The organism is Sorangium sp. So ce1335, assembly GCF_051521615.1.
GTDB lineage: Bacteria > Myxococcota_A > Polyangia > Polyangiales > Polyangiaceae > Sorangium.
In genome coordinates this window covers 9,032,685-9,047,792 of the sequence record NZ_CP150363.1, presented here as the reverse complement: position 1 = coordinate 9,047,792, position 15,108 = coordinate 9,032,685, and the positions used below count along the sequence as shown (strand labels likewise).

General features: G+C 71.7%; 10 protein-coding genes. 8 read left to right on the top strand and 2 right to left on the bottom strand.

The window, feature by feature from the left end; translation table 11 throughout:
• Window positions 1-423 precede the first annotated feature (423 nt).
• Together WMF24_RS33520 and WMF24_RS33515 are read left to right on the top strand one after the other, a co-directional pair.
• Entirely contained in the window at window positions 424-2,592 is a 2,169-nt protein-coding gene (locus WMF24_RS33520; protein ID WP_437731505.1) for a hypothetical protein, read from the top strand.
• Window positions 2,593-2,656: 64 nt separating this feature from the next.
• Window positions 2,657-3,037, top strand: coding sequence for an STAS/SEC14 domain-containing protein (locus WMF24_RS33515; protein ID WP_437731504.1), 381 nt, complete (start codon window positions 2,657-2,659; stop codon window positions 3,035-3,037).
• Between the two features lie 33 nt (window positions 3,038-3,070).
• On the opposite strand, the gene WMF24_RS33510 is transcribed toward WMF24_RS33515, so the two are convergent.
• Both WMF24_RS33510 and WMF24_RS33505 read right to left on the bottom strand, forming a co-directional pair.
• Window positions 3,071-5,431: an Rv1355c family protein gene (locus WMF24_RS33510; protein ID WP_437731503.1), complete on the bottom strand. Its 2,361-nt coding sequence runs from the start codon at window positions 5,429-5,431 to the stop codon at window positions 3,071-3,073.
• A gap of 75 nt (window positions 5,432-5,506) precedes the next feature.
• Complete coding sequence (locus WMF24_RS33505) at window positions 5,507-5,935, bottom strand: hypothetical protein (RefSeq protein WP_437731502.1); 429 nt, start codon at window positions 5,933-5,935, stop codon at window positions 5,507-5,509.
• 645 nt (window positions 5,936-6,580) lie between these two features.
• Here WMF24_RS33505 and WMF24_RS33500 point away from each other — a divergent pair.
• From WMF24_RS33500 to WMF24_RS33475, 6 genes are all read left to right on the top strand, one after another.
• Window positions 6,581-8,029: a CoA-acylating methylmalonate-semialdehyde dehydrogenase gene (locus tag WMF24_RS33500; protein WP_437731501.1), complete on the top strand. Its 1,449-nt coding sequence runs from the start codon at window positions 6,581-6,583 to the stop codon at window positions 8,027-8,029.
• Complete coding sequence (locus WMF24_RS33495; RefSeq protein ID WP_437731500.1) at window positions 8,029-8,901, top strand: nitrilase-related carbon-nitrogen hydrolase; 873 nt, start codon at window positions 8,029-8,031, stop codon at window positions 8,899-8,901. Before WMF24_RS33500 ends, WMF24_RS33495 begins: the two co-directional genes overlap by 1 nt.
• Before the next feature lie 217 nt (window positions 8,902-9,118).
• Window positions 9,119-10,522 (top strand): dihydropyrimidinase, encoded by a 1,404-nt coding sequence (gene hydA, locus WMF24_RS33490; protein ID WP_437731499.1) that lies wholly within the window; start codon window positions 9,119-9,121, stop codon window positions 10,520-10,522.
• 45 nt (window positions 10,523-10,567) lie between these two features.
• Window positions 10,568-11,965, top strand: a complete 1,398-nt coding sequence (locus WMF24_RS33485) for an FAD-dependent oxidoreductase (RefSeq protein WP_437731498.1) — start codon at window positions 10,568-10,570, stop codon at window positions 11,963-11,965.
• Window positions 11,966-11,968: 3 nt separating this feature from the next.
• Window positions 11,969-13,357 (top strand): NAD-dependent dihydropyrimidine dehydrogenase subunit PreA, encoded by a 1,389-nt coding sequence (gene preA, locus WMF24_RS33480; protein WP_437731497.1) that lies wholly within the window; start codon window positions 11,969-11,971, stop codon window positions 13,355-13,357.
• Between the two features lie 84 nt (window positions 13,358-13,441).
• Complete coding sequence (locus WMF24_RS33475; RefSeq protein WP_437731496.1) at window positions 13,442-14,920, top strand: NCS1 family nucleobase:cation symporter-1; 1,479 nt, start codon at window positions 13,442-13,444, stop codon at window positions 14,918-14,920.
• Window positions 14,921-15,108: the final 188 nt, after the last annotated feature.

Genomic DNA, 15,108 nt, shown 5'->3' with positions numbered 1-15,108 from the left:
GTCGGGCATTTGGGTGGCCCTTTGTAGCATGAGGCGCCGCGGCCGCCCGCAACGTCGTCGTCACGACCGCTCCGCTCCCCGCTGGAGCGCCCGCTGGATCCCGGGCGAATCTTGATCCCGTGTTCAGGAAAACTCGCCACCATGAATCTTACGAGGGCGCGAGGGCACGAGGGCAGAACGGAGACGTGCGAGGAGGCGCGTGTCCCGGGGGCCGCTTGACGTGGGATGTTTCGATCCTGTACACATGATAGGGAAGTACGATCAAGTGGATCTGCCTTCTTCTTGGCTTTCAGGCGAGCTCCTCAGGGGTGTTGGCGAGCTCGCCGGTCGACGCCTTGCCGTCGCCCTGTCACGCGGGCGAGGCGGCGGGGACGCCTGCTCCTCGCGCGGAACAGGTAGTCTCGGGGCGGAGGGGGCGACCTCGTGACCGTGGTACCGAAGCTCGGCTTTGGGCGGGGGGAGCGCTGGGCTGACCGCGACGACGGCGAGGCGCCGTCCATGGAGCGGGCGCGCTTCCACGACGATGGGCACGACGACCCGCCGACCGAGGTGCCGCTGGCGTGCTGGCTGGATGGGGACGCGGTCTGGCTGCAGATCGAGGGGCTCGACAGCGGCCATCCGGTCGTCCTGCTCGGCGCGATGGGCGCGTGGATCGAGCCCGATTACCGGACCTCGTTCCCCTTCGGGAGCGTCGTCGGCGTGCGCCTGTACTTCCGCGGGGCCGAGATCGGCCCGCTCCCTGCCCTCCTTGTCTTGCAATCGATGGGCCTGCGAGGGCCGCTCGTCGGGCTGTCCTTCCAGGAGGTGCCGGCGCGCGCGGCCGGCCGGATCCGCGGCGCGCTGCGCGCCCTCGTCGACGCCGGCGCGGCGAAGGCCGCCGCCGCGAGCCTCTTCCGGCCCGCGGCCTCGGAGGCCGGGCAGGTGCGCGAGATCATCGACGACCCGGGGCGGGTGCGCGACATCCTGAGCGTCCTTCTGCGCAAGAAGGGCGTCGTCCGCCGCGCCGGCGAGGGCGCGCCGTCGATGTGCGTGATGCTCAGCGAGGTGGGGGCCGGGTCGGTCCGGTGGTCCGGCATCGAGGGCTGGAGCGAGGCCGCCGCGGTCGAGATCGCCGGGCACAGCTCCGTCTTCCGGTTCAACATCCGGGCGGAGCAGGTGCGCCCGGGTGAGGTCGTGTCCGCGCTGCCGACCCGGGTGGAGCGCGTCCGCCAGAGCCTCCAGCAGCGGGGCGTCGAGGTCGAGCTCACCGCGCGCTTCCTGCACCCCCACTGGCTCCACCTGCCGCCGGTCGAGGCCGAGGTGGTCGACGTGTCCTTCTCGAGCCTGCGGCTCGCGCTCGGCCAGGGGCAGCCCCCGCTCGAGCCGCGCCTCAAGCTCGCGCTGGAGCTGCCGGACGGCGACGACGGCGTCGTCCACCTGAAGGGCGAGGTGCGGTCGGTGGTCGCGGGCGAGGGCGCCTCGGCGCAGCTCTGCGCCGTGCACGTGGTGGCGGCGAAGCGCGAGGACGAGCGGCGCTGGCTGCGGCTCGTGTCGCGCATCCTGCACGCGACCACCTACGGGGGGACGGCCTGGCAGGCGGAGTTCTGGGACCTCTTCGCCTCGTCGGGCTACTTCAACCTGTCCGGAAGGCGCCCCGAGCACTTCGAGTCCATCAAGCCGAGCTTCATGAGGATGGCGCAGCGGGCGGCGGCGGTGCCGCACCTCTTGCACAACGTCACCTGCCTGTCCGAGCACGGCATCGAGGGCAACTTCTCGGTGATGAAGCCCTACCACGCGACGTGGATGTTCCATCAGCTCGCGAAGCGGCCGAGGAGCGCCTCGAACCTGAGCTCGCGGCAGGTGCTGCGCGACATCTTCACGCGCTGCTGCGAGTACGCCCTGGCCGACAGGGAGTGCCGGTGGGTCATCGTCTACGCCGAGGCGCACGTCGCGTGGAACGAGCGGTCGTTCTTCGAGTTCGCCCGCCGGCACGAGGCGACAGGGCTCGTCCTCGCGCTGCCGTTCCGCCTGATGGGGGTCGACGTCCCGCCGCCCCCGGGGGCCTCCTGGGCGGGCGACCGGGCCGGCGGCGCGCCGTTCGAGATCGGCGAGGCGACCCCGGCGGAGCAGGCGGCGCTGCTCGGGCAGCTCTGCGCCACGTCGCCGCGCCTGTACGCGGAGGCGCTCGATCTCGTGCCGGGCAGGCTCGCGATGGGGCCGTGCGTCGAGCGCTGGCGCAGCGCGGGCCTCGAGCGGGAGCGCGCGGTGCTCGTCGCGCGCCAGGGCGGCGAGCCGCTGGCGGCCGCCGTCCTCGAGCTCGGCGAGCTCGGCACGAACCTCTTCCGGCTCCTCGACTCGGTCCGCCTCATCCCCCTGCGCCCTGGCGGGGACGCCGCGCTCGGCCCGCTCCTCGACGCGGCCTGCGGCTGGTTCCAGCGGCACGACCGGACGTCGTTCATCTACTTCGGCGAGCGCGGCAAGCTGTCCTACGCCGGCCCCGCCAGCCTGAGCGACCTCGGGGAAGGGCGGCTGTGGATCATCGCCAGAGAGCTCGTCCCCGAGTTCGTGGAGCACGTCTACGGGCTCACCGAGCCGAAGCCGCCGCGCCGGTGATCCCTCGACGACGACTCCCGGTCTCGACTCCGGATCTCGAACTCCGCTCCCCAGGCGAGGAGGCATGTACCAGCTCAAGATCGACAGGATCAACGCCCTCATCGAGGTCACGTTCAAGGGCGTGGTGCGCGCGGAGGAGGCGCAGGCGTACGCCCTCGAGTACAGGAAGGCGCTCGGCTCGCTCTGCGGCCGGAAGATCCGCGTCCTCGTGGACTTCCGCGGGTTCTCCATCGCGTCCGAGGAGGCGACGGAGCTGCTCCGCGACATCGGGGCGACGTCGGCCGCCGAGGGGGTGATCCGCACCGCCGAGCTCGTCCACAGCGATCTCGCCGCGCTCCAGGCGAGCCGGATCGCGCGCGAGGCGGGGATGTCGGATCTCGTGCGCATCTTCAAGGACGAGGGCGCCGCGCGCGCCTGGCTCCTCGAGGGCCGCGCCGCGCCCTGAGCCGCGGCCGTGAGGGCGCGGCGGCGGCGCGGCTCAGCGCACGAGCAGCACGTCCTCGAGCGGGCGGCGGAGCGAGCGCGTCGACGGCGGGCCCGCGATCGACAGGCGGAAGAGCAGGATCTCCGCCGTCGCGTCGGTGACGTCGAACAGCCGGAGGTACCGCGCCCGGAGCTCCCGCGCGGCCTCGATGGTCTCCGGATCCATCCCCTCGCCGCCGCCCCGGACGAGGCGCGCGAACAGGTACGGCAGCGTCGCCATCGGGTAGACGGCGATGCCCCGCTGCGTCGCTGTCAGCCACGCCCGCTCGAGCGCCCTGCCGCCCTGGAAGTAGTCCGCGAGCCCGGCGCGCGGCATCGTGATCAGCGCGACGGCCATGGCGCCGTCGATCGCCTTGCGCGCCGTCTTCTCCAGCGCCCTGCCGCCGCCCCAGCGCCGCACGAGCTCCATCGCGCGCCAGTCCCGGCAGACCCGGAAGCCGGCGAGGTCGGCGGGCGAGAGCTCGAACGCGCCGACGAAGATGCCGTCGCGGCGCGCCTCGGCCTCGGCCTCGGTCCAGCGGATCTCCTTCATCAGGTCGGCGTGCGTGCGCTCCACGAGCAGCCTGGCCCGGTCGCCGGCGCCGAGGAGCGCGGCGATCTCCTCGAGTTCCGCAGGCGACTCGAGGAGCTGGAGGTCGGCCCCGGGGACGGACCGGACGGCGGCGGCGAGCGCGGCCCGGTGCTCGTGTGACAGTGCGGCCCGATCGCCCTGGCGCCGGTTCGTGTGCCGGAGCCCGATGGCGTCCACGAGGCCGTCCATCGCGTGGCCCTCGGCGCCGCTCACCGGCGCGCCGAAGAAATCGAACGTCGCGACGAGGTCGGCGTCGCCCTCGCGCGGGAAGGGCGCGACGCGCACGCCGAGCCCCTCGCGGTGCGCGGCGAGGACGACGTTCTCTGCGGCCGCGCCGAGCGCGACGACGCCGCCCGTCCCCTGGAAGTCGGCGAGCGACTCGGAGCGCGCCCGGTCGTGGAACAGCCCGAGGCGGCGCCCCTCGAAGACCCAGCGCCACGGCTGGCAATTGCCGCCCGAGGGCGCCGCGACGCCCGCCGCGACGATCCGCCGGAGCCGCTCCGGATCGAGCGCCACGGCCCCGTCCGCGCCCCCGAGCGGGCGTGCGAGCGACGCCGGGTCGAGGGCGGGCCCGCGCGCCTCGAGCGCCGGCCCGCGCACCTCGCGCGCGCGCCGCGCTTCCGCCGCGGGGCCGCGCGCCTCCTCGGGCCCGCTGATGATCTGCTCCAGGTCGACGTAGTACCGGCCCGACCGCACCGGCTCCCCCAGGGCGAGCCGGCGCGCCGTGTCCGCGGCCGCCGCCCCGCCGTGGACGACCGCCGACCCGAGCTGGGGCCACGTGCTCACCGTCTGCTGGATCTCGAGCAGCGAGGCGGCGAACCGCGTGGAGAGCGTGTCCTGCCCGATGATCTGCATCACATAAGGCACCTTGTCCTCGGTCGACAGGCCGCGGATGCGGTCGGGCGTCAGATCGCCGACGAGCCCGTGGAGGATCGGCCGATCCGGCTCCAGATCGAAGCGCTCGACGTCGATGAGCCCCCGGTCGCTCGTGTCCATCAGGACGGGGATGCGGAGCGCGCGCGCGCGGAGGCGGAGCTCCAGCTTGATATCGAGGCTGTCGCACTCGTCCACCACGATATCGAGCTTGCCCTCGCCCTCATCCTCGTCCGTTCCGAGCAGGAAGCGATCGATGTTGTCCGGAGTGACCCCTTCGGAAAAGCATTTTACTTTGAAGAACGGGTCGAGCTCCGCGATGTCGCGCGCCGTGGCGACCACCTTGGGCACGTCGAGGTTGTGCACGCCGGTCCGGATCCGGTTCATGTTCGAGAGCTCGAGGTCGTCGAAGTCCGCGATGCGCAGCTCGCCGGCGCTGCGCTCGAGCGCGATGGTCAGCGCCACCGACTGGCCGACGGAGAGCCCGACGACGCCGATCTTCCGGCGCGCGAGCGCCGCCTGCTCCTCGGCGCTGATCTTGTACTTGTTGCGGTTGGTCCTGAGCTCGACGAACTCGGCCTCATCGAGCAGGTGCACGAGGCGGCGCGACCACGGGTAGTGGACCCAGACGCCGTACGCCTGCCGCGGCACGCCGCCGAGGTGCGCTTCCACGCGCCGCGCGATCTCCTGCTCTCCGAGCGTCCGGCTCGGGTGCCGCGTCTTGACGAGATCGGCGAGCTGCCGGTCGATCGCGTCGAACACCTGGAGGCCCGGCTCGTCGCGGAGCAGGCGCCCGAGCCGCTCGGCGTCCTCCTCGCGCGTCGGCCGGAAGAAGCTCGGCCGCCACCCGGTCGACTCGGCGCCTCGTTGCGAAGACTGCGAGATGAGCTCTTGCCAGCCGGTCTTTGTCATGGTGGTTCCGGTGTCTCCCCTGCGCCCGCCCGGACGCGGCCGCCCGCGCTGCCCGACCCTCGATGCGCCCCCGGATCAGCGCGTCGCGCGGGGCGCCCGGCCCTCGATCTCGAGCCTCATCTTCGCGACCTTGTGGTGCACGAGGGCGGCCTCGGGCCCGCTCACCTCGAGGTAGCGGAGCGCCGCCGCGACGTCGTTGCCGCGGAACGACCTGACCCGCGGGTTGAACCAGCTGAGCGCCGTGGAGATCTGCCGCACGAGCAGCGCATCGGTGCAGATGGCCACCGTGAGCGTGTGCTTGCTCACAAAGTCGTTGATGGACGCGCGCTGCTTCGCGTTCGGGCCGCCGCCGGCGGTCACCACCAGCGTCCTGGAGCACGAGGGCGGGAGCGCGAGCACCGTCTGCATGTAGCTCTCCCAGTCCTCGTCGCTCGGCGGCTCCCTGCCGTGGACGGCGATGAGCACGTGCTCCGTCGTGTCGAACAGCATGGTGGGATGGGTCATCGTCTCACCGAGCGCTCGCAGAGCTTACGTCCTCGCGCCGCCAGGCGGCCAGATCGCGACGGCTTCGCCTTGGATGGCCGTGCGCCCGGCGACCGGGCAGGGGATCGCGAGGTCCATGCCCTGCACCTAGGACGGTTCGATTGACGCAGCAACGACCTGGAGCGACTTTCGACGCGGCGCCGGCGCCGTGCGCGGCGCGGGTCCCGAGGGCCTGCGCGCGGTCGACCGACGCCGCGCTCCTGCGCGCTCCGCGGCGTGGGTCGACCCGGCGCGCCGCGCGCTCACCGCGCCGGGCCAGCCCCGCGCGCGCGGGCCGCGGCGGCTGACGCCGCCCGGGCGGGGCTCGCTCTCGGGCCCTGGTTGCGCCCAGGGCGACCCCGAGTTGTTTCCAAAGGATTTCATGACGTGCTGCTGGGCAGTTGCACCGGGGGCTGACTGCCACGCTGTGGTCTATACTACGGAATGTGCATGAGGGGTCTTCCTCACTCGACCGCAGCGTATGCGCTGTTGCACCGAGGCTTGACGGAGGACCCCGACCACATGTAGCGCTCGATCGGTGGGTTGTATTGTCCAGCAGACGGGGCCGGCGCCCTGGCTGCTGCGGTCGTCAATGTGACCACCTCGCCGGGGGAGGGTGATTTCGCGATGCGCGTGCTGGAAAACTTCATCGGCGGCGCCTGGTCTCGCTCTTCGGGGAAGACGCACCTCGAGGTGAAGAACCCGGCGACCGGGGAATCTCTCGCGAGGGTCCCGCTCTCGGCCGCGGCGGACGTCGACGCGGCGGTGAAGGCGGCGCAGGCGGCGTTCCCCGGCTGGAGCGCGACGCCGCCGGTGCAGCGGGCGCGCTACCTCTTCAAGCTGCGCGAGATCTTCGACGCCCACCGCGACGAGATCGCGGCCATCTGCACCTCGGAGCACGGCAAGACGCTGACCGAGGCGAGGAACGATTTCGGCCGCGGCATCGAGAACGTCGAGCACGCGGCCGGCATCCCGGCGCTCATGATGGGGCAGGGGCTCGAGGACGTGGCGTCCGGGATCGACTGCCACACGATCCGCCAGCCGCTCGGCGTCTTCGCGGCGATCACGCCGTTCAACTTCCCTCCGATGGTGCCGCTCTGGTTCCTGCCGTACGCGATCGCGACGGGGAACACGTTCGTCCTCAAGCCCTCGGAGCAGGTGCCGCTCTCGCAGCAGCGCATCTTCGAGCTGATCGAGCAGATCGGGCTGCCGCCCGGGGTCGTGAACCTCGTGCACGGCGGGCGCGACGTGGTGAACGCCTTCTGCGAGCACAGGGACATCGCGGGCGTGTCGTTCGTCGGCTCGTCGGCTGTCGCGCGCCACGTCTACAGGAGCGCCGCGGAGGCCGGCAAGCGGGTCCAGGCGCTCGGCGGGGCGAAGAACTTCCTCGTCGTCATGCCGGACGCCGACCGGCTGAAGACGGTGACCAACGTGGCCGAATCGATCTTCGGCTGCTCCGGCCAGCGCTGCCTCGCCGGCAGCGTCGTCGTGTGCGTCGGCGACACCCACGAGGCCGTGCGCGAGGCGCTCGTGCGCTACGCGAGGGCGATCGTGCTGGGCGACGGGTCGAAGCCGGGCGTGACCATGGGCCCTGTGATCTCGGCGGCGCACCGGGACCGGGTCGTCTCGTACATCGACAAGGGCGTGAGCGAGGGGGCGACGCTCTTGCTCGACGGCCGCGACGCGAAGGTCGAGGGGTATCCGGACGGCAACTGGGTCGGGCCCACGGTCTTCGACGACGTGCGGCCGGGGATGGTGATCGCGACCGAGGAGATCTTCGGCCCCGTCGCCTGCCTGATGCGCGCGGACGACCTCGACGAGGCGATCGCGATCGCGAACCGGAGCGAGTACGGCAACGCGGCGTCGATCTACACGTCGAGCGGCCGCGCCGCGCGCGAGTTCCAGCACCGCGTCGCCGCCGGCATGGTCGGCGTGAACGTCGGCGTCGCGGCGCCGATGGCCTTCTTCCCCTTCGGCGGCCAAAAGGGCAGCTTCTTCGGCGACCTCAAGGCGCATGGCCCGACGGCCATCGACTTCTACACAGAGCGCAAGATCGTCATCACGAGGTGGTTCTGATGGCACGAAATGTACTTGGCGGGCTGATCCAGTGCTCGACCCCGGTCCTCGACGAGGGCGCCTCCGTCACGGCCATCCGGGACGCGATGTTCGAGAAGCACCTGCCGCTCATCGACGAGGCGGGGAAGAAGGGCGTGCAGATCCTGTGTCTGCAGGAGGTGTTCAACACGCCCTATTTCTGTCCCTCGCAGGACGCGACGTGGTGCGACGTGGCCGAGCCCGTCCCCGGCCCGACGGTCGAGCGGCTGACCGCCTACGCGAAGAAGTACAAGATGGCGATGATCATCCCCATCTACGAGCGGGAGATGGCGGGCGTCTATTACAACACGGCGGCCGTCGTCGACGCCGACGGGACGTACCTCGGCAAGTACCGGAAGACGCATATCCCGCACACGAACGGCTTCTGGGAGAAGTTCTTCTTCAAGCCGGGGAACCTCGGGTATCCCACCTTCCAGACGCGGTACGCGCGGATCGGCGTGTACATCTGCTATGATCGCCACTTCCCGGAGGGGGCGCGGCTGCTCGGCCTGAACGGCGCCGAGATCGTGTGGAACCCGTCGGCGACGGTGGCCGGGCTGTCCCAGTACCTCTGGAAGCTCGAGCAGCCGGCGCACGCCGTGGCCAACGGCTACTTCATCGCCGCGTCGAACCGCGTCGGCACCGAGGCGCCGTGGAACATCGGCAAGTTCTACGGCACGAGCTACTTCTGCGACCCGAGGGGCAGCTTCCTCGCGACGGGGAGCGAGGACAAGGACGAGCTCGTCGTCGCCGAGATGAACCTCGACATGATCGAGGAGGTCCGGAGGACGTGGCAGTTCTACAGGGACCGCCGGCCCGAGAGCTACGGAGAGCTCACGAAGCAGCTCCCCTGACGGCCCACGGCCGCCGCGGGAGGACGGCGGCCGCGCAATGGCGCCATCGCGCGATGGCGCGGCCGCGAGCCGGCGGGCCCCGCCAGGCCCGCCGCGAAGCCACCAGCAGCGCCGGGGCGCTGGTCGCGGGCGGATCTCCCCCGGCGTTTCCCTCGCCATGGCGGCGCCGCCCCCCGCAGGGGAGCCGCCGCCCGGCGCGCACCCGCGGAGAGGCAACATGGGCATCCTGATCAAGAACGGCGAGATCATCACAGCGAGCGACCGGTTCGTCGGCGACGTCTACTGCGAGGACGGGAAGATCGCCGCGGTCGGCCCGGGGCTCGCGAAGGAGCGGGCGGGAGACACGGTGATCGACGCCTCCGGCCAGCTCGTCTTCCCGGGCGGCGTCGACGCGCACGTGCACATGGAGCTGCCGTTCATGGGGACGGAGAGCTCGGACGACTTCGAGACGGGCACGGCGGCGGGGGTCGCCGGGGGCACGACCTCGATCATCGATTTCGTGATCCCGAGCCGCGGGCAGTCGCTGCTCGACGGGCTCGCGATGTGGCACGAGAAGGCGAAGAAGGCGGTCGCCGACTACGCCTTCCACATGGCCGTCACCTGGTTCGGCGACAGGACCCTCTCGGAGATGGGTGTCTGTACGCGCGAGCACGGCATCCCGTCGTTCAAGACCTTCATGGCCTACCGCGGGGCCATCGGCGTCGACGATCCGGAGCTCATCCAGGTGATGGAGGCGGCCAGAGGGCTCGGCGCGCTCGTGACCGTCCACGCCGAGCACGGCGACGCCGTCGTGGCGCTCCAGAAGAAGCTCCTCAAGGAGGGCAAGACGCACCCGCGCTACCACGCCCAGAGCCGGCCCTCGCCGATCGAGGGCGAGGCGACGGGGCGCGCCATCATGCTGGCGCGGATGCTCGGCGAGCCGATCTACATCGTCCACCTCACCTGCAAGGAGGCGCTCGCCGCCGTCGCCGAGGCCCGGGGTCGCGGGCAGGTGGTCATGGCCGAGACGTGCCCGCAGTATCTGTTGCTCGACGACTCGGTCTACGAGAAGCCCGGCTTCGAGGGGGCGGCCTACGTGATGAGCCCGCCGATCCGGCCGAAGGGCCACCAGGACGCGCTGTGGGCCGCGCTCGCGTCGGGGCTCATCCAGACGGTGGCGACCGACCATTGCCCCTTCAACCAGGTCGGCCAGAAGGACATGGGCAAGGACGATTTCTCGCGCATCCCGAACGGCGCCGCCGGCATCGAGAACCGCCTCGCCCTGCTCTGGACCTACGGGGTGCTCGAGGGGCGCATCGACGTCCACCGCTTCGTCGACCTGTTCGCCACGCAGCCGGCCAAGATCTTCGGGCTGTACCCGCGAAAGGGCTCGATCGTGCCGGGCGGCGACGCGGATCTCGTCGTCTTCGACCCGAAGGGGACGAGCACCATCTCCGCGAAGACCCACCACCACCGGTGCGACAGGAGCATCTTCGAGGGCTTCGAGGTGAAGGGGAAGCCGACGAGCGTCATCGTGAACGGCCGCGTCCAGCTCGCCGACGGCAAGCTCGACGTGGAGCGCGGCGCGGGCCGCTACCTGCCGCGCCGGCTCGGCCCGACCCAGGGCTCCCCGGCCGTGTAGCCGCCAGCGTCTGTCGATGACCGCATGACCGCGCGAGCAAAGAGCATGACCCGAGCCCCAGTACGCCTGTTCTCCCTCCCGTCCGGCCGGATCGAAGAGCGATTCGAGGACAAGAACCCGAGGTACACCGACGCCGAGGCGTTCGCCGAGGCGACCCGGTGCCTCTACTGCGTCGACGCGCCCTGCATCAAGGCGTGCCCGACGGCCATCGACATCCCGACCTTCATCCGGAAGATCGCGACGGGCCAGGTGAAGGGCGCCGCGCGCACCATCCTCTCGGCGAACTTGCTCGGCCAGTCGTGCGGGCAGGCCTGCCCCGTGGAGGTGCTCTGCGCCGGCGACTGCGTCTACAACGCGTGGGGGCGCGAGCCGATCGCGATAGGCCGGCTCCAGCGCTACGCGGTCGAGTCGGCCCTCGCCAAGGACCCGGCGCTCTTCCGGGCGAAGCCGCCCACGGGCCGGAGCGTCGCGCTCGTCGGCGCGGGGCCGGCGTCGATCGCGGCGGCGGGCTACCTCGCCCTCGAGGGGCACCGCGCGGTCATCTTCGAGCGCAAGGCGATCCCCGGCGGGCTGAACACGCTCGGGATCGCGCCGTACAAGATGAAGGGGGACGAGGCGCTCCGCGAGGTCGCGTGGGTGCTGTCGCTCGGGGACATCGAGCTCCGCGCCGGCGTCTCGGTCGTCGAGCAGGCGGCCGGGCCGGGCGAGGTCTCCGCGCGCGACCTGCTCGCCGGGTTCGACGCCGTCTTCCTGGGGCTCGGCCTCGGCGACGACGCGCGCCTCGGCATCCCCGGGGAGGACGGCGAGGGCGTCGTGGGGGCCACGGCGTTCATCGAGCGGCTCAAGTCCGATCCGCGCCTCGAGCTCACGGGCGTGCGGCGCGCGGCCGTCGTCGGCGGCGGCAACACGGCGCTCGACGTCGCGCACGAGCTCGGGCTGCTCGGGATCGACGTCGCGATCGTGTACCGGCGCTCCGAGGCCGAGATGTCGGGCTACGCGCACGAGCTCGAGGGCGCGCGGAGCGCGGGGGCGCGGCTCATCGAGGACCGGGTGCCGGTCGAGGTGGTGCGCGAGGGCGGGCGGCCCGTCGCGCTGCGCGTCGCGCCGGCGGACGCGCGGCAGGGGGGCGCGCCGCAGGGCGCCGCGAAGGCCGCGGGGGAGCTCGTGCCGGCGGACCTCGTCGCGGTCGCGATCGGGCAGAGCCGGGCGACGCGGGTGGCGCTCGCGTTCGAGGGCGTGGCGCTCGACGCGAAGGGGCGCGTCGTCGTCGACCCGGCGACGCACCGCACGGGCAACCCAAGGGTCTACAGCGGCGGCGACTGCGTGAACGGCGGCAAGGAGGTCGTCAACGCGGTCGCCGAGGCGAAGATCGCCGCGCGCGCGATGCACGAGGCGATGATGCAGCGGGCGGGCGGCGCGGCGCCCGCACCGCGAGGGAGCTGAGCGATGGCCGACCTCTCTATCGACTTCGCCGGGATCAAGAGCCCGAACCCGTTCTGGCTCGCCTCGGCGCCGCCGACGAACACAGGCGATCAGGTGCGGCGCGCCTTCGACGCCGGGTGGGGCGGCGCCGTCTGGAAAACGCTCGGAAACCCCATCGTCAACGTGTCGAGCCGATTCGGTGGCATCGATCACGGCACGATGCGGCTCATGGGGCTCAACAACGTCGAGCTCATCACCGACCGACCGCTGGACGTGAACCTCCGGGAGATGCGCGAGGTGAAGCGGCGCTATCCGGGCCACGCGCTCATCGCGTCGCTCATGGTCGAGACGAAGGACGAGTGGCGCGAGATCATCCGCAAGGCGGAGGACACGGGCGCCGACGGGCTCGAGCTGAACTTCGGCTGCCCGCACGGGATGTGCGAGCGCGGCATGGGCTCGGCCGTCGGCAACGAGCCGGCCGTCCTCGAGGAGATCGCGCGCTGGGCCGTCGAGTTCGCGACGACGCCGGTCATCGTGAAGCTCACGCCCAACGTCGGCGACATCCTCGAGCCGGGCGAGGCGGTGCTCCGCTCCGGGGCGCACGGCGTCTCGCTGATCAACACGATCAAATCGCTGATGGGGGTCGATCTGGAGCGGATGGTCCCGCTCCCGCGGGTCGGCGGCGCGTCGACGAACGGCGGGTACTGCGGGCCGGCGGTCAAGCCGATCGCGCTCCACATGCTGAGCCAGCTCGCGCGCCACCCCGAGGTAGGCCGGCTGCCCATCTCGGGCATCGGCGGCATCTCGAGCGCGCGCGACGCCGCGGAGTTCATCGCGCTCGGCGCGACGAGCGTGCAGGTGTGCACCGCGGTGATGCACCGCGGCTACCGCATCGTCGAGGAGATGATCGAGGGGCTCAGCGACTGGCTCGACGAGCACGGGATGCGCTCGGTGGGCGAGCTGCGCGGCAGGGCCGTCCCGCAGGTGCAGGAGTGGGGGGATCTCGACCTCTCGTACCGCGTCGTGGCGGACATCAGCCCCGAGAGGTGCATCGGGTGCCAGCTCTGTTATGTGGCCTGCATGGACGGGGCGCACCAGTGCATCCACCTGCCCGGCAGGACGGAGGCGGAGGCGCGCGCGGCGGGCCACACGCACATCCCGAAGGCCATCCCGGATCGCGCGGTGACGGCGGACCCGAGCGGGGTCGCGGCGCCGTCGCGCGTGCCGTTCGTCGACGAGGAGGAGTGCATCGGCTGCAACCTGTGCGCGCTCGTGTGCCCGGTGGCCGGGTGCATCACGATGAAGGAGGTGCCCTCAGGCAAGCCGCCTGAGACGTGGAACGACCGTGTCCAGAAGGGGACGGACTTCGTGCCTGGCGGGCTGGAAGCGACGGCCCGCGCGCGGAGCTCGTGATCCAGGGCTCCTGACCCGCCGGCCCGGAGCCCACCGACGATCGCCGGCGCGCTCGCGCCGGCGGAGCTGGCAGGAGGAGCATCGATGTCCTTGATCAACGAAGATCTCGCGCCCACGCCCGAGGCGGCGCGCACCTGGAAGCTGGGGCATTACGCGGCGCTCTGGATCGGCATGGCCGTGTGCATCCCCACGTACACGATGGCCTCGGGGCTCATCGATCAGGGGATGAGCTGGCAGCAAGCGCTCGCGTGCGTGGCGCTCGGCAACGTCATCGTGCTCCTCCCGATGATCCTGAACGCCCACGCGGGCACCCGGTACGGCATCCCGTTTCCGGTGTTCGCGCGCGCGTCGTTCGGGGTGACGGGCGCGAACGTGCCCGCGGTGCTGCGCGCGCTCGTCGCCTGCGGGTGGTTCGGCATCCAGACGTGGCTCGGCGGACAGGCGCTCTGGCAGCTGCTCGTCGCGCTCCTGCCCTCCGCGGAGGCGCCGCTCACGTCGGCGGCGTTCAAGGGGGCGATCGGCATCCACCCCGGCGAGCTGCTCGGGTTCGCCGTCTTCTGGGCGATCAACCTGCATTTCATCCTGAAGGGCACGGAGTCGATCAAGTTCCTCGAGACGTGGGCGGCGCCTTTCCTCATCGTGATGGGCCTCGTGCTGCTCGGCTGGGCGTACGCGCGCGCGGGCGGGTTCGGCCCGATGCTGTCGCAGCCGTCGAGGATCCCCGAGGGGCAGCTCCTCGGCGTCTTTGCGCCGGGCCTCACGGCGATGGTCGGGTTCTGGGCCACGCTCTCGCTGAACATCCCGGACTTCACGCGGTACGCGCGCAGCCAGCGCGATCAGGCCGTGGGGCAGGCGCTCGGGCTGCCGGCGACCATGGTGCTGTTCTCGTTCATCGGCGTCGCGGTCACGTCGGCGACGCCGCTCCTCTTCGGGGAGCTCATCTGGGACCCGGTGAAGCTGCTCGCGCGCATCGGCGGCGCCTTCATCATGGTCCTCGCGATGGTGGGCCTGTCGGTCGCCACGCTGTCGACGAACCTGGCCGCCAACGTCGTCTCGCCGGCCAACGACTTCTCGAACCTCTCGCCCCACCGCATCTCGGCGAAGGCGGGCGGCGTGGTCACGGCGATCCTCGGGGCGGTGATCCTGCCGTGGAAGCTCATCGAGTCGTCGAAGGGGTACATCTTCACGTGGCTGGTCGGCTACTCCGCGCTGCTCGGGCCGATCGGCGGGATCATGATCGCCGATTACTTCGTCCTCCGGAGGACGCGGCTCGAGGTCGACGACCTGTACCGGCGCGGCGGAGCCTACGAGTACCAGGGCGGGGTGAACTGGCGGGCGATGGCCGCCCTCGCGATCGGCGTGCTCATCAACCTGCCCGGCTTCCTCGCCGAGGCGATCCCGTCGATGAAGGACGCCGTCCCCGAGGTGATGCGCTCGATCTACACGTATGCGTGGTTCGTGGGGTTCCTCGTCTCGGGAGGGCTCTACGTGCTGCTCTCGCTGGCCGGCCGGGCGGCGCCCGCGGCCGCGCCCGCGGCGCGCGGCGCGTCGCCGGCGCGCTGACGCGGCCACGGGCGGCGCGCGAACGCGCCGCGGCCGATTTCGTGACAGGCGCGGCCGGGTGACCGGAACAACCAACAGCGAGGGCGAGGTGCCCTCGCTGGAGGTCCCATGGTTCTGGAACATGCAGCGACGAACGATCCGCCGGATCGCGGTCTCACGACGAACGCCACGGAGAAAGGGCAGGCCGA

Coding starts and splice junctions, on each gene's coding strand:
- WMF24_RS33515 (WP_437731504.1), top strand. CDS start 2,657: ATGTACCAGCTCAAGATCGACAGGATCAACGCCCTCATCGAGGTCACG.
- WMF24_RS33510 (WP_437731503.1), bottom strand. CDS start 5,431: ATGACAAAGACCGGCTGGCAAGAGCTCATCTCGCAGTCTTCGCAACGA.
- WMF24_RS33505 (WP_437731502.1), bottom strand. CDS start 5,935: ATGACCCATCCCACCATGCTGTTCGACACGACGGAGCACGTGCTCATC.
- WMF24_RS33500 (WP_437731501.1), top strand. CDS start 6,581: ATGCGCGTGCTGGAAAACTTCATCGGCGGCGCCTGGTCTCGCTCTTCG.
- WMF24_RS33495 (WP_437731500.1), top strand. CDS start 8,029: ATGGCACGAAATGTACTTGGCGGGCTGATCCAGTGCTCGACCCCGGTC.
- hydA (WP_437731499.1), top strand. CDS start 9,119: ATGGGCATCCTGATCAAGAACGGCGAGATCATCACAGCGAGCGACCGG.
- WMF24_RS33485 (WP_437731498.1), top strand. CDS start 10,568: ATGACCCGAGCCCCAGTACGCCTGTTCTCCCTCCCGTCCGGCCGGATC.
- preA (WP_437731497.1), top strand. CDS start 11,969: ATGGCCGACCTCTCTATCGACTTCGCCGGGATCAAGAGCCCGAACCCG.
- WMF24_RS33475 (WP_437731496.1), top strand. CDS start 13,442: ATGTCCTTGATCAACGAAGATCTCGCGCCCACGCCCGAGGCGGCGCGC.